Source organism: Pseudomonas sp. IT-P294 (assembly GCF_949767865.1).
In the GTDB taxonomy this organism is placed as follows: Bacteria; Pseudomonadota; Gammaproteobacteria; order Pseudomonadales; family Pseudomonadaceae; genus Aquipseudomonas.
Window position 1 is genome coordinate 699323 of record NZ_CATKQW010000011.1, and the last position, 21098, is coordinate 720420.

At 59.6% G+C, this 21098-nt stretch carries 18 protein-coding genes; 2 read left to right on the forward strand and 16 right to left on the reverse strand.

The annotated features are described in order from the left end of the window. Nucleotides 1-47 precede the first annotated feature (47 nt). The gene (gene cobA, locus ACM6I0_RS10580; RefSeq protein ID WP_285434944.1) at nt 48-875 is read left to right on the forward strand and encodes a uroporphyrinogen-III C-methyltransferase; all 828 of its coding nucleotides are present in this window, start codon (nt 48-50) and stop codon (nt 873-875) included. Beyond that, nucleotides 872-2365 carry a cytochrome D1 domain-containing protein gene (locus tag ACM6I0_RS10585; RefSeq protein ID WP_414922219.1) on the forward strand — a complete coding sequence of 498 codons (1494 nt, stop codon included), beginning with the start codon at nt 872-874 and terminating at the stop codon, nt 2363-2365. Before cobA ends, ACM6I0_RS10585 begins: the two co-directional genes overlap by 4 nt. 264 nt (nt 2366-2629) lie before the next feature. Here ACM6I0_RS10585 and ACM6I0_RS10590 read toward each other — a convergent pair whose 3' ends face one another. The 16 genes from ACM6I0_RS10590 to ACM6I0_RS10665 form a co-directional block, all read right to left on the reverse strand. Continuing rightward, entirely contained in the window at nt 2630-3373 is a 744-nt protein-coding gene (locus ACM6I0_RS10590) for an SDR family NAD(P)-dependent oxidoreductase (protein WP_414922220.1), read from the reverse strand. Nucleotides 3374-3483: 110 nt separating this feature from the next. Continuing rightward, nucleotides 3484-3987 (reverse strand): nitrous oxide reductase accessory protein NosL, encoded by a 504-nt coding sequence (locus ACM6I0_RS10595; RefSeq protein ID WP_414922221.1) that lies wholly within the window; start codon nt 3985-3987, stop codon nt 3484-3486. 33 nt (nt 3988-4020) lie between these two features. Then, on the reverse strand, nt 4021-4851 hold the full coding sequence (locus ACM6I0_RS10600; protein WP_285434949.1) for an ABC transporter permease: 831 nt from the start codon (nt 4849-4851) through the stop codon (nt 4021-4023). Beyond that, a complete protein-coding gene (locus tag ACM6I0_RS10605) occupies nt 4848-5771 on the reverse strand; it encodes an ABC transporter ATP-binding protein (protein WP_414922222.1) in 924 nt (307 codons plus the stop codon). The genes ACM6I0_RS10600 and ACM6I0_RS10605 overlap by 4 nt, the downstream gene beginning before the upstream one ends. Further along, nucleotides 5768-7057, reverse strand: a complete 1290-nt coding sequence (locus tag ACM6I0_RS10610) for a nitrous oxide reductase family maturation protein NosD (protein WP_414922223.1) — start codon at nt 7055-7057, stop codon at nt 5768-5770. Before ACM6I0_RS10610 ends, ACM6I0_RS10605 begins: the two co-directional genes overlap by 4 nt. A gap of 27 nt (nt 7058-7084) precedes the next feature. Further along, nucleotides 7085-9007 (reverse strand): TAT-dependent nitrous-oxide reductase, encoded by a 1923-nt coding sequence (nosZ, locus tag ACM6I0_RS10615; RefSeq protein WP_414922541.1) that lies wholly within the window; start codon nt 9005-9007, stop codon nt 7085-7087. Nucleotides 9008-9060: 53 nt separating this feature from the next. Continuing rightward, on the reverse strand, nt 9061-11178 hold the full coding sequence (gene nosR / locus ACM6I0_RS10620) for a transcriptional regulator NosR (RefSeq protein WP_414922542.1): 2118 nt from the start codon (nt 11176-11178) through the stop codon (nt 9061-9063). Between the two features lie 174 nt (nt 11179-11352). Further along, nucleotides 11353-12741 (reverse strand): oxygen-independent coproporphyrinogen III oxidase, encoded by a 1389-nt coding sequence (hemN, locus tag ACM6I0_RS10625; RefSeq protein ID WP_414922224.1) that lies wholly within the window; start codon nt 12739-12741, stop codon nt 11353-11355. Further along, the gene (locus ACM6I0_RS10630; protein ID WP_285435053.1) at nt 12738-14108 is read right to left on the reverse strand and encodes a coproporphyrinogen III oxidase; all 1371 of its coding nucleotides are present in this window, start codon (nt 14106-14108) and stop codon (nt 12738-12740) included. Before ACM6I0_RS10630 ends, hemN begins: the two co-directional genes overlap by 4 nt. Nucleotides 14109-14224: 116 nt before the next feature. Further along, nucleotides 14225-14668 carry a CopD family copper resistance protein gene (locus ACM6I0_RS10635; RefSeq protein ID WP_285434957.1) on the reverse strand — a complete coding sequence of 148 codons (444 nt, stop codon included), beginning with the start codon at nt 14666-14668 and terminating at the stop codon, nt 14225-14227. 262 nt (nt 14669-14930) lie between these two features. After that, nucleotides 14931-16541: a gamma-glutamyltransferase family protein gene (locus ACM6I0_RS10640; RefSeq protein ID WP_414922225.1), complete on the reverse strand. Its 1611-nt coding sequence runs from the start codon at nt 16539-16541 to the stop codon at nt 14931-14933. An 82-nt stretch (nt 16542-16623) separates the two neighbouring features. Beyond that, the gene (locus ACM6I0_RS10645) at nt 16624-17403 is read right to left on the reverse strand and encodes an amino acid ABC transporter ATP-binding protein (RefSeq protein WP_056739793.1); all 780 of its coding nucleotides are present in this window, start codon (nt 17401-17403) and stop codon (nt 16624-16626) included. Nucleotides 17404-17405: 2 nt separating this feature from the next. After that, nucleotides 17406-18179 (reverse strand): amino acid ABC transporter permease, encoded by a 774-nt coding sequence (locus ACM6I0_RS10650; protein ID WP_285434962.1) that lies wholly within the window; start codon nt 18177-18179, stop codon nt 17406-17408. Nucleotides 18180-18191: 12 nt separating this feature from the next. Beyond that, the gene (locus ACM6I0_RS10655) at nt 18192-18998 is read right to left on the reverse strand and encodes an ABC transporter substrate-binding protein (protein WP_285434963.1); all 807 of its coding nucleotides are present in this window, start codon (nt 18996-18998) and stop codon (nt 18192-18194) included. 74 nt (nt 18999-19072) lie between these two features. Further along, nucleotides 19073-19741, reverse strand: a complete 669-nt coding sequence (locus ACM6I0_RS10660) for a GntR family transcriptional regulator (protein ID WP_285434964.1) — start codon at nt 19739-19741, stop codon at nt 19073-19075. A 244-nt stretch (nt 19742-19985) separates the two neighbouring features. Beyond that, nucleotides 19986-21077: a GlxA family transcriptional regulator gene (locus ACM6I0_RS10665; protein ID WP_285434966.1), complete on the reverse strand. Its 1092-nt coding sequence runs from the start codon at nt 21075-21077 to the stop codon at nt 19986-19988. Nucleotides 21078-21098: the final 21 nt, after the last annotated feature.

The following is a 21098-nucleotide window of genomic DNA, read 5'->3' on the forward strand; positions in this document are numbered from 1 at the left end:
GACCAAGGTTGGGGCCGGCGAACCTGATGAAGCCTCAAGGACGTCCCATGCACCCATCGATTATTTTACCGGCCGCGCTTATGTCCCCGTTCAGACCGGGCGAAGTCGCCCTGGTAGGCGCCGGTCCCGGCGATCCACGCCTGCTGACCCTGCGCGCCTGGAGCCTGTTGATGCAGGCCGATGCCGTGGTGTACGACCGTTTGATCAGCCCTGAACTGCTGACGTTGATCCCTCTGGCCTGCGCCAGGCATTACGTCGGCAAGGCCAGCGGCTGCCACAGCCTGCCCCAGGAACAGATCAACGAACTGCTCGCCGACCTTGCCGATCAAGGGCAGCGCGTGGTGCGGCTAAAGGGCGGCGACCCGTTCATCTTTGGTCGCGGCGCCGAGGAGCTTGAGTACCTTTTGCAACGCGGCGTTGATTGCCAGGTTGTCCCGGGCATCACCGCCGCTTCTGGTTGCAGCGCCTACGCGGGCATTCCGCTGACCCACCGGGACCTGGTCAACTCCTGTCGATTCATCACCGGCCATTTGCAACGCGATGGCGAGTTGACGTTGCCCTGGAGCAGCCTCGCCGACGGCAGCCAGACCCTGGTGTTTTACATGGGGTTATCGAACCTGGCGATTATCGCCCGGCGCTTGATCGAAGCCGGAATGGCCGCCGACACACCGGCGGCACTGATCAGTAACGGCACCCGCCGCGACCAGCATGTCGCCCGTGGTCTGTTGCACCAACTGCCGACCCTGGCACTGGATTGCCCACCTGGCATCCCGACGCTGACGGTGATTGGAAAGGTGGTCGATCTGTTCGCGGCGCAGCACATGGAATACCCGGCGCGCCTCTACCCAAAACCTCCACGCAAGGTGGCGCTATGAGGCGCCTGGTGCTTGCCCAGTTGTTATGCATCAGTGCGGCGCAGGCTGGCGCAGCGGTTCCGGCACTCGAACAAGCGGCGCACGACTACCAACAACATTGCCAAAGCTGCCACGGCGCCAACCGTTTTGGCGCGGCGGGACCGGCGTTGCTACCGCAGAGTCTGAGCCGGATCAAACCGGACGAAATTCGCAGCGTGATCCAGAGCGGTCGCCCCGCAAGCCAAATGGCCGGCTATGCCAACGTGTTCAGCCCGGCACAGATTGACGCGCTAGTGGACTACCTCCAGCAACCGCCCGCCACCGCGCTCACCTGGAGCAATGACGCCATTCTCGGCAGCCACTCGCTGCTCGCGGATGTCAGCAAGCTGCCCAACACGCCCCAGCATGGTGCCGACCCGCTGAACCTGTTTGTGGTGGTGGAGGCCGGCGATCATCACATCGACATCCTCGACGGTGATCGTTTCGAGGTGCTGGCGCGTTTTGCGTCGCACTTTGCCGTGCATGGCGGGCCGAAGTTCTCGCCGGATGGACGCTTCGTCTACTTCGCCTCGCGTGACGGCTGGATCAGCCTGTATGACTTGCACAACCTGAAGCTGATCGCCGAGGTCCGCGCCGGTCTCAATACCCGCAACCTGGCGGTGAGCAAGGATGGTCGCTGGGTGCTGGTGGGCAACTACCTGCCGGGCAACCTGGTGGTGCTGGATGCCCGCGATCTGTCACTGGTCAAAACCATCCCGGCGATCGGCGAGGACGGCACCGCGTCAAGGGTCAGTGCGGTGTACTCCGCCCCGACACGGGACAGCTTTATCGTCGCGCTCAAGGACGTGAAGGAAGTCTGGGAACTGTCATGGGCCGGCACCCCGGATTTCGTGCCGCGACGGATCCACGCCGGGGATTTTCTCGACGATTTCTCCTTTTCCCCGGACTACAAACAGTTGCTGGCCACCTCGCGCAAGGCCCAGGGCGGTCAGGTGATCGACCTCGACAGTGGCAAGGTGATCACCGATATCGCGCTGCCGGGCATGCCGCATTTGGGCTCGGGGACCTATTGGAAACGTAACGGTGAGTGGGTGTTCGCCACGCCGAACATCAGCAAGGGGCTGATTTCGGTGATCGACATCAAGACGTGGACACTGATCAAGGAAATCCCGACCCTGGGGCCGGGCTTCTTCATGCGCAGTCACGTCAACTCACGGTATGCCTGGAGCGACGTGTTCTTCGGGCCGGACAACGATGCAATTCACCTGATCGACAAACAGACCCTGGAAATTGCCCACACCTTGCGCCCGATACCCGGAAAAACCGCGGCTCATGTTGAGTTCACCCGGGACGGCCGTTTCCTGCTGTTGAGCATTTGGGCCACCGACGGTGCGCTGATTGTTTACGACAGCAATACCCTGAAGGAGATCAAACGCATTCCGATGAACAAGCCTTCGGGCAAGTACAACGTGGGGAACAAGATTGAGTTTGCCGAGGGGACTTCGCATTAGGCCTTGGGGGTATATCCGTTTCTTTGGTAACGGCGTCTATCGGTTTCGCTTTTAGCGAGTCACTTTGGAAAAGCGTGTACGGACCGGACCCAAACGCCCCAAATTAGCCAAATGTATGGTCAGCCCATCTTCTGCCACCCAGTACTGATGAACGGTAAATCGAGCTTGCGCTTAATGATTCCTGATCGTTCCCATGCTCTGCGTGGGAACGATCAACATCTACAGCATCGCGAGCAGGCTCGCTCATGCATGTACTCCGCCCCTTCAGCCCAAGGTATAGCCGTTATCGACTTTCCAGTCCTGACCGTAGACACCCCGAGCACCCTGCGACAGCTGAAAGACAATCACATTGGCCACCGCCGCCGCATCGAGAAAATGGCCGGGCAACAGACGTTTACCAAGGGTGTCAGCGACGTCGCCGAGCTCCCCTTCGCTCAACCCAAGGTTGTCCCACATCGCCGTCGCGGTCGGCCCCGGGGAGACCAGATTGATTCGCACATCAAAACTCGCGAACTCAACGGCCAGTGTCCGCGCCTGAGCCACCAGTGCAGCCTTGCTGGCAATGCAGGCAGCCAACCCGGGAAAGCTCAAACCGGTGAGGAAGCTCCCGACAAACACCACCGAAGCAGGGTTCGCCAGTTGCCCACGCAACGCCGCCAGGGTATTCAGCGCACCGGCACCGTTGACCGCCCACTGTCGCTGGAAGGCCAACATGTCCAGACTGTCGGCCATTTCGGCGACTCCCGCGTTGGGCACCAGATAGTCCACGGGGCCCACCGCCGCCGCACGCTCGGCCAGCTCGCGCAGGTCTTGCTGATTCGTGACATCCCCGGCAAACCACTGCAACCGATCGCCGTAGATGTGCTGCAAGGCCGGTAATTCACCGAGGGTCCGCGACATCGCCAGCACCTTCACGCCCCGTGGCAACAGCGCAGCACACAAGGCCAGCCCAATCCCGGAACTGGCCCCCGTGACCACCGCCAATCGATCCTGAAACTCGGTTTTCATCATGTTCTCCTGGGCATCGCGGATGCCAAGCACTGGGGACGTAGCGAGCCCCTATCTTTGAGCAGACAGAAAAAAACCGACTTGACGGCGATCAGGCTTTTTCGACAGCGTCAGGGTTGCTGCAGCAGCCCCGGAGTGATTTCGCTGAACCGCAACAAGCGACCACCCTGTTGCGCGACAAGCTTTTCAGCGGCCTCGCGACTGGAGAAGGACGCCAACACCACACCCATGGCGCCTTTGAGCTGGGTGCCGACCACGTAAAACGCATCTCTGGCATCGATCAGGTGGGCGTCATCCGGCGCGTTCCACGGACTGCGGCCCATGTCGTGGACATACAGTTTTGCATCGCCGTGATGGTTTTCCGGTTGCAGCCACCAACCGATCATTTCCGCCGTGGAGCAGAACTTCTTCACCCCGGCCCGCTCGACGACTTCGCCCTTGGGTCCTGGGAATCCGTTGATGATCATCCCGCAGACATGGCATTCATCACTGGGATGAAAGGCTGTGGCGGCGCTGCTGTAGGTGGCTTGCGCCGGATTGTCACAGGCCGTCAGCAACAGGCACATCATCAGGCCCGCCACCGCGCGCATTGTCGTCAGATAAAACGTACTCATCGTCAACTACTCCAAAACTATCAAAGTGAACATTCATGTCGCCCGGCGACGAAACAACAGCCAGGCGGAGCCCAATGGCACCGCCACCCACAACGACAGGCACAGCCAGAGCATCGCGCCCGGCATCGGCAAATCGCTGCCCAGCGTCAGTACACCCGTGGTGCCCGCGCCGGGCTCAAAACCGGAGAGATTGATCAGGCGGTAGATGTCGGCCGGATTGAGCAGCAGTAACCAGGGCAGCACTTTCGGGTTGAACTGCCCTTCGCTGAGCACCAACAGCGCCAGCAGTGCCAGGTCGAACACCAGCACGAAGAAGAACCACACGCCCAGCGCCAACCCGGCGGCCGTGGATTTCTCGGCCGACACACTGCTCAGCACATAGGCCAGCCCCAGAAACCCCCAGCCCAGCAGCGTCGACGACGCAATGAACCGGCCAAAGGCCCAGAGCAGCAGGCTCAGTTCGACATCGTCCACCAGCACGGCGATGGCCAGCATGGCGCAGCCGAAACCAATCAGTGTCGCCAGCGCCAGGATCAACCCGTGGCCGACAAACTTGCCGAGCAGAATCTGCCCGCGACCCAACGGGTACGTCAGCAACAGCAGCAACGTGCCGCTTTCGTCCTCGCCGACGATGGCGTCATAGGCCAACAGCAACGCAATCAACGGCATCAAAAACGTTGCCAGACTGGCGAGGCTGGCGATGGTGGCCGGCACCGAGGTGAAACCCAATTGCCCGGAGGCCGCGGCGCCCAGCCAGGCGATGCCGATGGCCAATACCGCGAACAGCACACTGATCGCCAACAACCAGCGATTGCGCAAACCGTCGCTGAATTCCTTGCGGGCCATGTTCCAGACAGCGTTCATACGGCCTCCCCGATCGGCACCGCACCGGCCCGGCTCATGTAGTAGCGGTAAATGTCTTCCAGCGACGGCTGATGGATTTCCACGTCGGCCGGTTCGTCTTCATTGAGCAGTTGGCGCAACAGCCCGAGCTTGCTGCCATTGAGCGCGGCCACTTCAAGCCCTTCGACGCCCCAGCGCTCGGTGACGTGCCCGGCGTTGTTCCAGCGTTGCTGCAAGGGCCCGGCGTGCTTCAGGCCGTTGGCGCGAATCAGCGTCGGCAACCCCGCTTCCTCACGCAGACTGTGGAGACTGCCGAGAGCCAGCAGGCGTCCCTGGGTCAGAATCGCGGCGCGGTTGATGTGCGCCTCGACGCCCGGCAATACGTGGGAGCAGAGAATGATGCTGGTGCCCTGGCTGCGCAGACGATCGAGCAAGCGATAAAGGTCCTGGGTGGCAATGGGATCGAGGCCGACGGTCGGCTCGTCGAGCAGCAACAAACGCGGCTCGCCGAGCAGCGCTTGCGCCAGCCCCAATCGTTGACGCATGCCTTTGGAGTAGGTCTTGACCCGCCGATGCGCCACACCGGCCAAGCCGACTTCCTCCAGCAGTGCGTCCACTTGAGCGGACGCGGCACCTTTGAGTCGTGCGAAATGGCGCAAGGTCTCAACACCGCTCAGCTGTGGGTAAAAGGTCACGTTCTCCGGCAGATAACCGAGCAGGCGCCGCACGTGCGGATCACTGGGTAAACGGCCGAACACCCTGACCTGCCCTTCGCTGGCCTGGAGCAGGCCGAGCACCAGTTTCATGCTGGTGGTCTTGCCCGCACCGTTGTGCCCGAACAAGCCCAGCACTTCACCTTCCGCAAGGCTGAGGTTGAGCTGATGCAGCACGGTGGTGTGCCCGTAGCGCTGGCTGACGCCTTGGATGTCGACGACGTTCATGAGGTGGGCTCCTGGGTCAGGCTTGGCGTGGGTGACTTCATCAGAGGATGGCTGTCCAGGACACCCGGCGATTTCATCACCGGAAAGGCCCGTTGCACCCAACGCAGCAACTCGATGCCGGGGCTGTTCATCAACAGCCGCACCTGCGGGCACAGCCACAGCAGCCGGTCGACGTTGTCATTGGGTTCGTAGGCGATATCGCCCAGACCATCGCTGTTGCGATCCCAGCCCAGGTAATCGCTCCAGTAGTTGCCGCGGCCATCCGCCGACCATTCCTGCAAGCGGGTGGCGACATACTTGACCTGCCGTTGATTACCGACAAAAGCATTGTCGGCGATTCGGTTGTCTTCCGAGCCGGCGGTGAGGTGAATGCCCACGGCGCTGTGCTCGAAGTGGTTGTGTTCGATGCTGTTGAACAGTGAGTTGTAGATGAACAACGCCTTGCCCTCGGCACCGCTGATCATGCTGTCGCCGGTCGAGCCGTCGCGCACGTCAGTGACGAAGTTGTCACGCAAGGTTGAATAGGTGATGTAGTTCATCAGGATTCCGTAGTTCTGATCCTGTTCGGAGCGATTGCCAATCACCGTGAGCTTGCGGCTTTGCATCAGGGCGTAGCCGGTGCGGGTGCGACGGGTAGTGTTGCCGATCAGTTGGTTATCGTTGGCGAACATGTAATGCACGCCGTAACGCAGGTCTTCCAGGGTATTGCCCTGCAGCAGGTTGCCGTTGGAAGTGTCGATGTAGATGCCATCGCGGGTATCGCGCACCTGATTGCCAATGACCTTGGCGCCATGCACCGCATACAGATGAATGCCATTGCCGCGATCCTGGGAGCGCATCGCCGGATCCCCCTGAATACGGTTGTCGATCAGGCTCACATCCTGAGTGCCGTCGACCCAGATACCGAACCCCTGGCCTTGCAGGCGATTGCCTTTGATTACCGCGCCATGGGCTTTGGGCTGGATAAAAACTGCCGCATTCATTGCCGTGAGGTCGTGCCCCCAGTCCAGAAAGGTGCAGCCCTCAATGCCGACATCCGGCGCACTGATGATCAAACCGTTGCCCTGCCCCTCCCCCTGGAACACCGCGCCCGGCTCGCAAAGAATCTGCATTGGTTGATCGACGCTGAACGAGCCACGGTATTCCCCCGCCGGCAGGTGCCAGCGTTGATCGGCGTCCACCTGAAACGGCAACGTGTTGATGGGTTGCACCGCCAGCGCGCTACCGGACATCAGCAGGAGCGCAAGCGCAATGACCTCCACCGGGTTTCCCTTGCTCTGAGTCATTGCTTCGCTCCTGTCGACGGGCAACGGTCAGGCCTTCTCGACCTTCATGCGGCCGACCATTTCCATGTGCAGCGCATGACAGAACCAGCTGCAGTAGTACCAGTGCAGGCCGGCCTTGTCGGCGGTGAAGGTAATCGAAGACGTCTGCTGCGGGCTGATTTCCATGCTCACGCCATGGTTGGTCATGACAAAACCGTGGGTCACGTCTTCGATCTGGTCGATGTTGGTGATGGTCACGGTGACTTCGTTGCCCTGCTTGACGGTGAATTCCGGCAGGCCATAGGCCGGGGCCATCGAGGTCATGTAGACGCGGACTTTGTTACCGTCGCGGATGACCTTGTTGTCGGTCTCCAGTTTGATCCCGTCCTTGGCGGCGATGGCCACGGTTTCGGCGAAAAACAGGTCGTTGCGGTCCCAGATTTTCTTGGTCTTGATCTGGTCGCGGCGGGCCATGACGCAGTCGTGGGGTTCGGCGAAAGCCGGGCCGTCGTGCACCAGCTTCATTTCCTCGCCGGAGATATCGATCAACTGGTCGTTCTCTGGGTGCAGCGGTCCGGTCGGCAGGAAGCGGTCCTTGGAGAACTTACTCAGGACCATCAGCCATTGGCCGTCGGCGTCTCTGGTTTCCGTCAGCGAGGCATGGTTGTGGCCCGGCTGGTATTGCACGTCAAGTTTCTGCTTGATGTAGTTGACCTTCTCGCCGGTGTACGCGCGAATGGCCTCCTCCACGTTCCACTTCACCACCTGGCTGTCGATAAACAGCGTGGTGTAGGCATTGCCGCGGCCATCGTAGGTAGTGTGAAGCGGGCCCAGACCCAGTTCCGGTTCGCCGACTACCACGTCGCGCGGGTCCTTGAATTTGTCGTCGAACAGATCATCCAGCTTCGCGGTGGCGATGATCGTGCAGGTAGGCGAAAGTTTGCCAGCGGCAATGAAGTACTTGCCATCGGGTGTCATGTTGATGCCGTGCGGGTTCTTCGGCACCGGGATGTAACGGGTGAACGCGCTGTCCTTGCCTTCGTCCTTGCGACCGTCGACCACTGGCACTTTTGAGCCGTCGAGGGTGATGAACTTGCCCGCCTTGATCGCGGCTTCGATGCGCGGGATGTTGAACACCACCACCCAGTCGCGCTCGTTGCGCATCATGCCGCCCAGGTCGTAGGCCTTCTCCGAATTGTAACAGGTGGACGCTGCGTATTTGCCGGTGTAGTCGGCGTCGGTGTTGTCCAGGTTGCCGTCGACAATGACCTGGAAGGCCATCTCCATTTTCTCGGCATCGATGGCGTTAAACATCGTGTAGCTGTTCTTGTCCTGCAGGTCGAAGGTGCTGCCGTCATTGGGGTGTGGAATCACGAACTCGGCATTGGCGAACACGTATTTTGTGTGCGGCACTTTTTGCAGGCGCAGCCCGTGAACGGCCTGCACATTGGGCACGGTGAGCATCTTGTCGCACTTCATGATGTCCAGACGAATACGTGCAACGCGGCTGTTGGCCTTGTCGTTGATGAACAGGTATTTGCCGTCGTACTTGCCGTCGGTCATCGACAAATGCGGGTGGTGGCAGTCGCCATTCTTGAAATGAGCGCTGTCGCCCATGATCCGTTTGCTTTCGTTGGTCAGGCCCCAACCAGTGGCGGAGTCGACGTTGAACACCGGCACACGCAGCAACTCGCGCATCGACGGTATGCCCATGATCCGCACTTCACCCTGATGACCGCCACTCCAGAAACCGTAGTACTGGTCCAGCTCGCCCGGCCCGACGTGGGTTTTCAGTTGCGCGTCCTTGGCCGCTGCCGCCCAGGTCTCACGGGTAAACACCGCGCCACCGATGGCCGTGGCACCGGCCAGTACTGCGCCGGTCACCGCGCTGGTGCCCAGGAAGCCTCGACGACTGAGGCCGGTCGATTCCGGCACTTCAGTGGCTTTTTTGGATTCTGTGTCGTTCATCAGGTGTGTTCCTTGAAGGGATAAAAACGGTCACTGCGCACAGGTGCTCGCGGGGTTCACTCCAGAGCGTTCACTTCCACGACAGGTATCAGTTGCACAGGGATGGGTGCCGGTTTGCCGCGCTTCTTGCGCTTGTTGATGAGCGGCGGGCATTTGTTCTCGTTGTGGTAAGTCATCTGGCAATCGAGGCAGTAGTGGCACTCGTTGGCATTGATCCGACCATCGGGATGAATCGCCTGGATCTCGCATTCCTTGGCGCACAGTTGGCAGGGTGTGCCGCAATCCTTGCGGCGTTTGAGCCAGTCGAACAGGCGCAATTTGGTCGGAATCGCCAGCGCCGCTCCCAACGGGCAGATGTAGCGGCAATAGACCTTGCGCGTGAAGACGTTGATGACCAGCAGCGCCACCGCGTAGGCCACGAACCACCACTGGCGGTCGAACCTGAGGGTGATGGCGGTTTTGAACGGTTCCACCTCGGCGAACAGTTCGGCGGTGGACATCGACTCCAGGGAGATGCCGAACAGCAGTAGCAAAATGATGTATTTGATCGCCCACAGCCGTTCATGGACCGCGAAGGGCAATTCGTATTGGGGGATTTTCAGCTTGCGCGCGGCTTCGTTGATCAACTCTTGCAAGGCGCCAAACGGGCACAGCCAGCCGCAAAACACACCACGTCCCCACAGCAGAATGCTCGCAGCGGCGAAGACCCAGAGCATGAAGATCAGCGGGTCGGTGAGAAACAGCTCCCAGCGAAAGTGCTCGAACAGCGCATGCACAAAGGTCAGGACGTTGACCACCGACAGCTGCCCCAGCGCATACCAGCCGAGAAACACCACGGTAAAGGCCAGGTAACCCCGGCGCAGCCAATGCAGAAACCGTGGCCGGCGCGTGAAGGTGTCCTGCAGGAACAGGATCACCGTCAGCAGCAGTAACGCGGTCCCGAGCACGGTGATCTGAAAGGATTTCTGGTACCAGATGGTCAACCACATCGGCCGACCGGCTTCCTCGAGGGCGGCCAATTCTTCGGGGCTGGGCAGTGGCCGTTCAAGGTACGGCTCGGGCAGTTGATAAGGCAGTTCGAAGCTGCTGAACGTGCCACTGAGCGGCCCGGTTTGGCGACGCACCAGCAATTCCAGGGACCAGGGCGATCCCGGGTCGAACCGGGCTGGTTCGCGCACGATGAAAATCGACATTTCGGTGAATTCCGGCATGCCCTTGGCAAACACATCGGAGAGCCGCTGATGGTCCATGTCGCGAAAACTGATGACGTTGCCGAACTGGCGCAGTTGCACCCGATCGAAGATCCCGCCGCGCACATACCCCGAGCCTTTATAGGAAAACAGCCCGCGCCCCAGCACCGCGATGGCCTGCTCGCCGGGCTTGAGGTCTTGCATGAGGAAACGATATTGGTTGTCGCCCAGCAGTGCGCGGCCAATGGTCGGCGGGTTCAGGTCGGCGGTGTACAGCTCGATGAAGGTGTCATCCACTTGGTCGGCGGGGGCAGTGTCGACGCCTTCGGCTTCGGTGCCCTTGAAGGCGGCGTCGACCTGGCCACGGGTCAGGTTCAAGCGGCGGATGGCGCCATTGCCGGTCAGTTGTTCCCAGCTGGCGGGCTCGAAAAAGTCCTGGCGGATGGTGGCGGGCTTACTCACCACCCCGCCCTTGTCCTCGATCAGCTTGAGCGACACGGCCACTTCATGGGCGGCGCGCATGATGACTTCATTGACCACCATGGCGGTGACAGTTGCGCCAGCGATGGCATCGACGGTGACCGCGTTCGGGTCGCTGGAATGGCCGACGACAACCCGCTGGCTGACCTTGATGCCTTTGTACCTGGCGCTGAAACCGTGAAGTTTTGCCTCAGGAATGCCAATCAGCAGAATCGGTTCATGGTGCTCCAGCACATAGGCATCCTGAATCACGCCGGCCGTGTCGAGGATCACCTGGGTATTGATTGGCTTGCCCGAGTAGGCCGGAATATCCACCACGTCCAGGCTCTGGAACACATAACCGATGACTTTGCCGGCGGCGGACAGCGTGCGCACCTTGAACCGGCCTTCGGGGGCGGAAACGGAGTCGGTATGAGGGAAGGTTTTTTCGATGCGCTGCTGCTCGATGTCACCGTATTGCTTGGCCTGCACCGCCTCGAAGGTAGCGAACATCACCACCAGCATGACCACCAGCGCGACGCCCCAGGCGCGTAGGTTGCCGTGTATCAAAGGCTGATGGGTTGTCATGGGTTCGCTGATTTAAAAGGGGCTTGCGGTCATGTTAGGGAGCGTTGCGCCCCCGGCCCTTGATTGAAATCAACTTGCGAAAATACCCCCCGAATGGCTCGCGCCAGGGGCTCAAACCGTACGCGAAAACTGGCCTTTTTGTTCACCCCCCAGATAGGCGTCGAACGCCATCGCGGCACTGCGCATCATCAAGTGCCCTTGCGGCAACAGCACCAGTTCGTCGTGGTGAATCTGCAGCAGCCCATCGCGCACGTGCTCGCCCAACTGCGCCAATGCCTCGGCAAAGTACTCGGTGAAGCGAATGCCGTGACGCGCCTCATACGGGCTGAACGCGATACGGCCATGGCACATCAAGTCGCTGATCACCTCACGGCGCAGCAGGTCGTCGGCATTCAAGCGGTAACCCCGATGCACCGGCAACAATCCTTGATCGATTCGCGCGTAGTACTGCGAAAGCTCCTTGACGCTTTGGCTGTAGCTGTCGCCGACCTTGCCGATCGACGACACTCCAAGGCCGATCAAATCGCAGTCGGCGTGGGTGGAGTAGCCCTGAAAGTTACGCTGCAGGGTGCCATTGGCGCGGGCCAGCGATAGCTCGTCGTCCGGCAAGGCGAAATGATCCATGCCGATATAGACGTAACCGGCCGCGGTCAGACGGCGGATGGTCAGTTCAAGCAATTCCAGCTTGCGCTCCGGTGGCGGCATGTCGGCGGGACGAATCAACCGTTGTGCGCGAACCATCTCCGGCAAATGTGCGTAGCTGTAGGCGGCAATCCGGTCCGGACGCAGCGCTATGATCTTGCTGAGGGTGACGTCGAAACTCTGCACGGTTTGCAGGGGCAGGCCGTAGATAAGGTCGACGCTGATCGACTTGAATTGCGCCTCGCGTGCCGCAGCAACCAGCGCATAAATCTGCTCTTCACTTTGCTGGCGATTGACCGCGGCCTGCACGTCCGGGTCGAAATCCTGCACGCCGAAGCTCAGGCGATTGAAGCCTAATTGGCGCAACGACCGAATTTGCTCGGTGCTGATGGTGCGCGGGTCGACCTCGATGGAAAACTCGTGATCATCGCTGTCATCCATGTTGAACGCTTGGTGCAGGCAGTCCATCAGGTCCGCCAGCTGTTCGCTGGTCAAGTAGGTCGGCGTGCCGCCCCCCAGGTGCAGCTGAGTCAGTTTGCGGGTGTTGTCGAACAAGGCCGACTGCATCGCGATTTCACGCTTGAGGTATGTCAGGTACTCGACGGCGCGATGGGTTTTCTGGGTAATGATTTTATTGCAGGCGCAGTAGTAACAAAGGCTTTTGCAGAACGGGATGTGGATGTACACCGACAGTGACTTTGGCGCGACCACCTGATTGCTGTCGCGGGCGGCACGTTGATAGTCGTCAACGGCAAACGCCTGATGAAACTGTGGCGCAGTGGGATAAGAGGTATAGCGCGGCCCCGGACGGTCGTATTTTTCGACCAGGGCGCGATTGAAATCAAAAGTCGTGTTCATGATTGATCAACTCGTAAGGGGGTCAATGCCTCGCACCCCAAATCCTTTTCAAACAGGTTGCAGATGGCATCCACTTCTGGCCGACCGGCGGGAAGAATGCTGATGAAACGGTCCGACAACTCAATCAACCCATCGCGACTCAATTGCTCCAGCAACGGCCAGACGGACGAGAAATACCTGGAAAAAACCAGCCCATAACGTCTTTCGATGGCGCGGATATCGAGTTCCAGATCACACGCCAGTCGCTCCATGACCATTTGCCTGATCTGCTCCCCTGCCTCGAAGCGCCAACCACGGCACGTCGGCAATTGCCCGCTGTCCAGTTGCTGCTGATAACTGTCAATCCCGTCGGTATTTTGCGTGTACAAATCGTCGATCTGGCTGATGGCACCCAAACCGAAACCGATATGATCGCAATACCCGTGACGGGTGAAACCCTCACAACTGCGGCGTAACCGGCCTCGCTCCTGAGCTATCGCCAGATCATCGTCGGGCCGGACAAACTGGCCCAACCCGATGTAGTGATAACCCGCGCACATTAGTTGTTCAAAACAGATCTGACGCATCGCGCCTTTAGCGTCCTGGCTGCACATCGCTCTGGCGGTATCAGCGCTCACTGGTCGATAGCGTCTTGGTGGCCGTGCATAGTCGAACACCATCAACCTGTCCGGCTCCAGTGCGATAATCGTCGCCAGTTTCAGCGCGAAGCTTTCGGGTGTCTGCCACGCGTGTCCAAAACCCAGGTCGACGTTTATCGATCGATAGCCAAAAGTGCGCGCGGCATCGATGAGCGAGTGGATCGGCGCCGGGTTCTGGTAACAGGCCACCGACCTTTCACAGTCGCTGTCAAAATCCGGAACGCCGATGCTGACATGATTGAAACCCTGGTCGCGCAGCACGCCCATGGTCGCCCAATCGGTTTGATAGAGATCGACCTCCACGCTGTAATCGCCGCACTCATGGACGAGAAAGTTGAATCGGCCACGCAGATGACTCATCAGCCGCTCTATGTGAGCAATGGTGAGTGTTCCGCCGCCCAGATGAAACTGCTCCACCCGTTGCTGCGCATCCAGGTGGCAACCGACGAGGTCGATCTCCTGCTCCAGATGCTGGAGGTACTGCTCAATATTCTGGTGCTCGTCGGCGCTATCGCGAGGGGAACAAAAGGACAGCTTGAGGCTGGAGGGCAACTGCACGTTCAGGGACAACGGACGTCGCTTCTGGCGGCTGACGCGCAACGCGCGAAGCAGATCCAGTGAGCCGATACCCTCATGGAATTTTTGCGTGTCGGCATGACAGTTGGGGTCGAGTACGCCCTGATCGCACCGGGCGATCAGCGCGCCGGGGTTGTGAAAGAAATCGAGCATGACGAGTCTCCGAGACTGGCTGCGGATCATCAGTGTCGAGGTTCGACGACCCATGCGCCTTGATTTGCATCAAGCACAAGCAAAGTCCTGGAAGAACAGACCACCGATCAAAGCCATCACCAGGTCAGATAGAACATTCCCTTGGCCAGCAGCACGATAACGACCATGTGACAGAACAAGCTGCCGTGGATGAACTGCAGGTATCGCGGGCTCATTCGGCCACTTTTGAACAAAAACATAGCCACCAGGAAGTGCAGTAACACGCTCACGGCCAGCGCAATTTTCAAGGCCAGCAATGTGCCGAACGATGACGCCAATGGTGAGGCAAGGACTGGCAGGTAGCGCAGCCAGACCATGCCAAGCCCCGCACCGAACAATACCAGCAGCACCCACGGCATCAGCGTGCGCGCTCGCCGGCCGATGCCCTGCTCGACCAGCAGCATGACCCTGGCGGGTAGCTGTTTGCGGATGCTTTCAAGGAACAGGACTTCGAAGAACACCGTGCCGATAAAGATCAGCGCGGCAAACAGGTGCAACGTCAGAATCAGCGGATAGATCATAGAGGTTTCGCCTTGAGTCAAGGCAACCCGTTACGGTAAAAGTGCACGGGATGTCGGTCTCTGGAGACTACAGAGCCGTCCGATCCATGTGGTTGACATCGATCAAGAAAGCCACAAGTCCCACACTCATCGTGCTAGATCATTATCGAGCGTGCAGGAGCGACCGTTTTCCGTTGCTGTCGATACCGCACGATCAACGACGCAAAAATGTACTGGGCAAGGGACGCCAGGCCGGATAAGGCGCCTGGCCCCCAACACTCTGTTACCACACAGCAATATGGGAATCCGCTCTCGGCTCAGTACCGCCGCACAGCACACCAGTGTCCGGGTCCCGGATGATGATCTGCCCTCGCCCATAATTGATCAGGTCGCAATCGACCTGAATCCGGTGTCCGCGGCGCGCCAGCGAAGCCGCCAGATCCCGAGACGCTCCCTGTTCGATGCCGACCTTCATTTCCCCTAACCATTGCCACCGTGGCGCGTCCAGCGCGGCTTGGGGGTTAAGACCAAAATCCACCAGGTTCATGACCATCTGCACATGGCCTTGGGGCTGCATGTAGCCACCCATGACGCCGAACGGCCCCACCGGCACGTCGCCTTGACTGATGAATCCGGGAATGATGGTGTGAAAGGTTTTTTTGCCCGGTGCCAGGCAGTTGGCGTGGTCAGGGTCGAGACTGAATTCCTGTCCACGGTTCTGCAAGGCGATGCCGCTGTCTGGCAGCACCACACCGGAACCGAAGCCGTGGTAGTTGCTCTGGATGAAGGACACCATGTTGCCCTCGGCATCCGCCGTGGCCAGGTAAACCGTGCCGCTGGCATGGGGATCACCGGGATTGGGTTCACGCGCCTGATCAGTGATCTGTTCGCGACGATGGCTGCTATAGGCATCGCTGAGAAGATCAGCCACGGCCACACGCATGTGCAGTGGATCGGTGATGTAATGCAGCCCGTCGCTGTAGGCCAGCTTCATGGCTTCCAGTTGACGGTGCCAGGTCTGCTGGCTGTCGCGGTGATCGAAGTCAAAGCCCTCAAGGATTTTCAGGGTCATCAGGGCGACCAATCCTTGTCCGCTTGGGGGGATTTCCCACACATCGTAGCCGCGATAGTTGATGCTGATCGGGTCCACCCATTGGGCGCGATAGTCTTGCAGGTCGCTGGCGCGCAGGTAACCGCCGGTGGCGCGGGAATGGGCATCCAGACGCTGAGCCAATGCACCGCGATAGAGGCTTTCACACGCGGTGTCAGCCAGCTCTTGCAGCGTTCGGGCTTGCGCCGGGTTGCAGAATATTTCACCGGCCTTGGGTGCACGGCCATCGATCAGGAACGTGTCGAACCAGGCGTCGAGCACGGGGTCTCGATGGGGGCTGAATTCTTCCAGAGCCGTCTGCCATTGTCGAGCGACCACCGGAGACAGTGGAAAACCATCCCTGGCCAGACTGATGGCGGGCTGCAGCAAGTCGGCAAATGGCAGCTTGCCGAACCGTTTGGAGAGCTCCGCCCAGGCCGATGGGCAACCGGGCACCGTGACCGGCGTCCAGCCATAAAGCGGCATCTGCTCGTGACCGCCCGCCTTGACTGCATCGATCGTCAGCGCTGCTGGCGCCTGTCCATTGCCGTTCAGGCCATGCAATTGGCCTTTGCTCCAGACCAGTGCAAAGGCGTCGCCGCCCAAGCCGCAGCCGGTGGGTTCAACCACCGTCAGCGCTGCCGCCGTGGCGATCGCGGCATCAATGGCATTACCGCCATTGCGCATGATTTCGATGCCGGCTTCGGCGGCCAACGGCTGCGAAGCCGCGACCATGCCACGCCGGGCAAACACACTCTGACGTTGCGAGGGATAGGGATATTCGTGGGCAGAAAATTTCAACATGGCAAAAGCTCTTCCAATCAAAGATTCATTGGCCGCAGGTATCCGGTTACATGCCGGGTGAAAAAAGACCCGACTGAGAAGGTCACAGCACCCGGCTGAGAAAGGCCTGGGTTCGCGGGTGGGTCGGTCGACTGAAAATCTGCTCCGGCGGCCCCTGCTCGATCAATTCGCCCTGATCAAGGACCACCACGCGGTCGGCGACCTCTCGGGCAAATCCCATTTCATGGGTGACCACCACCATCGTCATGCCGTCATCGGCCAACTGCTTCATCACCTGCAGCACCTCGCCGACGGTTTCCGGATCGAGGGCGCTCGTGGGCTCGTCGAACAGCATGGCTTGAGGTTTCATCGCCAGCGCCCGGGCGATTGCCACGCGTTGCTGCTGCCCACCGGACAACATCGACGGGTAATGCATGGCCTTGTCCGCCAGACCGACCCGTGCGAGCAAGGCCCGGGCCTGTTCCAACGCTTCGGCGCGTGGCACGCCGAGCACCTGGATCGGCGCCTCAATGATGTTTTCCAGCGCGGTCATGTGGGGGAACAGATTGAAACGTTGAAAGACCATCCCAATGTCCCGACGCTGGCGAGCGATGTTGCGTTCGGAGTCGCGCACCAGGCTGCCATCGGCGCGCTCTCGATACCCCATGGCTCGGCCGTTGACGCGAATGCGCCCGCCCTGAATGTCCTCCAGCAGATTGATGCAGCGAATAAAGGTGGTCTTGCCTGAACCCGAGGCACCGATCAACACCACCACTTCACCGCGCCGCACCTGCAAGGAAATTCCCTTGAGAATCTCCAGGTCGCCGAAAGACTTATGAATGTCCAGCGCCTCGATGATCAGTTCTTCACTTTTGTGCGCCATGCTTAACGCCCCCTCAGCAATTTCAGCGTGCCGCGGCCGAACATGCGACTACCAGCCGCTGGCGGTGCGGGTCGATCGGACTGCCCGAAACGCGCTTCCAGCCAACGCTGGAAGAAGCCCCAGAGGGTGGTCAGCAGCAGGAAATAAATCGCCACCACCAAGTACAGTTCGAAGACCCGGAATGTCGCCGACGTGACCATTTGCGTACTCAGCAGTAACTCCTGCACGCCAATCACGCTGACCAGTGTCGTGTTCTTGAGCATCACGTTGAATTCGTTGCCCAACGGCGGAACGATGACCCGGAACGCCTGAGGCAGAACGATACGCCGCATCAGTTTGGCGAAGGTCATGCCCAGCGAACGCCCCGCTTCGTACTGCCCCTTGTCCACCGCGCCGATCCCGGCACGAATGATCTCGGCCATGTAGGCACCCTCGTTCAGGCCCAAGGCGATGATCGCTGCCTGGATATTGCCCGGCACCACCAACCCCAACAGCGTCACGTCTTCGAAACGGAAGATGCCGCCCGCTGCCAATGCGGTATAGAGAAAAACGATTTGCACCAATAACGGCGTGCCGCGCATCAGCCATACATAAAACCGCACTGGCAGGTTGAGCAAAGGGTTGCGCGACAGGCGCATCAACGCCGCCGCCAGACCCAACACGCAGCCCAGCGTCATTGCCAGCACACTGATCAGGCAAGTCAGCCAAAGTCCGGTGAGGTACACCCCGCTGGGCTGCAACAGGTATTGCCAGAACACATCCCAATTGAAATTCATCGAGTGTTCGCCTCAGTCGAGTGTGTCGCTGGGAACATGCCATTTGCTCAGCAACTGCACGTAACTGCCGTCGCTGCGCATGTCACTGATGATCTGTTGCACCGCTGCGGTGAGCTGCGGATCATCCTTGCGAACGCCCAAACCGGTGAGTATCCGGCTGAACGCCGGCACCCCTTCCTCGAACAGATCGGGCGCCATGGCCGCGTAGTAACCGGCGGTTTCCACGGTAGTACCGTAGGCGTCCACCTGACTGATGCGCAGCGCCTGAAAGGCGTCGGTGTCACTGTTGTAGACCACCAGTTTCATTGGGGGCTTGCCAGCCTTGGTCAGTTTTTCGTTCTCGGCGTCCAGCAAGGTTTTGATCGTCGAGCCATTGAGCACGGCGACCTTGTGCCCGGACAGTCCATCCAGGGTCTTGATGCCCTTGGGATTGCCTTTGGGAACGACCACTGACTGGCTGGAATACATGTAGTTGACAATGTCGATCACTTCCCGCCGCTCGGGCTTGTCGAACAGCTGATCAACGATCATGTCGCACTGCTGGGCAAGCAATGCCGGCAGCAACCCGGAGAACGGAATGACCCGCCATTGCACCGGTTTGTCTCCCAGCCGTTTGGCGATTTCCAGCCCCAGGTCGACCGTCAGGCCCCGGGGCTTTTGCGCCTCATCGAAAGACACCAGGGGCGGTGAATCCATGCCCGAGCAATAGGTGAGTTTGTCAGCCTTTTGCAGTCGCTCCGGCACTTGTGGCGTAGCAAACGCCCACTGTGTACAGAGTCCGAGGGAGATGGCGGCGAGTAACATTTGGCGTTTATGCATGACGAGACACTCCAGTTGTTTAGTAACGGGGCAGTACTCAAAGTCAAAACACACTGTCGGGTTGATGCCCGATTCTATTTTTCCGATTGCAGAAACTGGATCAGCGCCGGCACCGTGCCCTCGATGTGCTCGCGCACCACCGCCTCGGCCCGGTCGACATCGCCTGAGCGGATGGCGTCGAGGATCACCGCGTGCTCCTGGCGAGCGCTCAAGGGTTTTTCGCTGTGTTGCAGCCACAGACGCATTGGCGCCTCGATCAACGAATACAGCGCCGATATCTGCTTCATCAGCCGAGGACGGCCGCTGAGGCTGCACAGGTGTTCATGGAAGGCACGATGAAGCCTGACCCACTCGGCGCTTTCGTCGCGGTAGTCATCCATCTCGTCCAGCATGCGTTCCAGAGCCGCCAGCTGACGCTCACCGATCCTGGACACGGCCACGCGGATGGCCAGGCCTTCGAGGGCACTGCGCATCTCGAATACTTCGTGTAATTCATCGAAATTCAGGCCACTGACGATGGCGCCACGGTTGGGCCTCAGGGTGACCAGGCCTTGCGCATCGAGACGGCGAAAGGCTTCGCGCACCGGCATCCGGCTCATGCCGATTTCGCTGGCAATGTCCTCCGCGATCAGCCGATCGCCCTTGCGGTAACGACCACCACAGATTGCTTCCAGCAAAAAGTTGTAAGCCTCCTCCTCGGCGGTCAGGGGCTGACGTTCAACGTAGGCGGGAGCGAATTGCATAAAGTCACCTTTTGCAGTTTTGTATCCAATTATCCATGGATTCAAAAAAGCAGAAACCGTGCCATTTCGCTTGATACGGCTTCAAGGTCTTCATTGGAAAGGAGTTTCGACTCAGGAACCGATGAGTCTTTGATCAGCGTGCGACTCGCCGTGTGCTACGAAATGGCTCAGCGCGCCCCAAATGGGTGAAAAATGGTAGCCAGGTAACAGATCATCTCGCCGAAAACCTGCCCACCCGGATGGCTCAGGATTTCACGATTTTGACACTTGCGAAGGTTGACTCATCACGCGCCTGATCGAGCAAACTCATCGACCTTGCCGGTGGCAATGCCTGCGCAATCGGGCTGGCTGTCACTTGGCGTTGCGTTTGCGTGACCGAGCGCTCCTCGCTGGGAGGAATGCCGAAACACTCGCGATAGCACTTTGAGAAATGGGGTGTGGACACAAAGCCACATACCACCGACAACTCCACGATGGAGATCGGTGTTTGCTTGAGCAACTGACGCGCGCGGATAAGGCGCAGCTTGAGGTAATACCTCGAAGGCGAGGAATGCAGGTATTTCTGAAACAACCGCTCGAGTTGTCGACGGGACAAACCGACATAATTTGCCAGTTCATCCAGTTCGATCGGTTCTTCCAGATTGGCCTCCATCAGCGCCACGATTTCCTGCAACTTTGGTTGATGGGTACCGAGCATGTGCTTGAGGGGGACTCGCTGGTGATCCTGCTCGTTGCGGATGCGCTCGTAGACAAACATTTCGGAGATGGCCGCCGACAGCTCATGACCATGATCGCGACTGATCAGGTGCAGCATCATGTCCATGGGAGCAGTTCCACCCGAGCAGGTGAAACGGTCACGGTCGAGGGTGAACAAACTGGAGCTGAGGTTCACTCGCGGAAAAGCTTCTTGCATGGCAGCCAGAAATTCCCAGTGCACGCTGCAGTCGAAACCATCGAGCAACCCAGCCTGGGCCAAGGCCCAGCTACCTGTGCACACGCCCCCGATCCGTTTCAAGCGCCGCGCCTGGGATCGCAGCCAGGTAACGTGCTCCCGGGTCACAGCGCTTTGAATGCCAATGCCACCGCAGACGATCACCGTATCAAGCGCCGGTGCACTATCAGTCGATGAATCCGGCGTGATCGGCATGCCGTCGCTTGCCCATACCCGCTCGCCTCCCAGACTGAAGGTGTGCCAGCGATACAGTTCCTGGCCGGTCAACTGATTAGCCATTCGCAGAGGCTCAACGGCAGACGCCAGAGAGATCAACGTGAATTGGTCCAGCAGCAAAAAACCGACGGTTTGGGGAGGCGCGGGCTTAGAGGTGTCGTATGCCATCGAAGTTACTCTCGCAGCGAA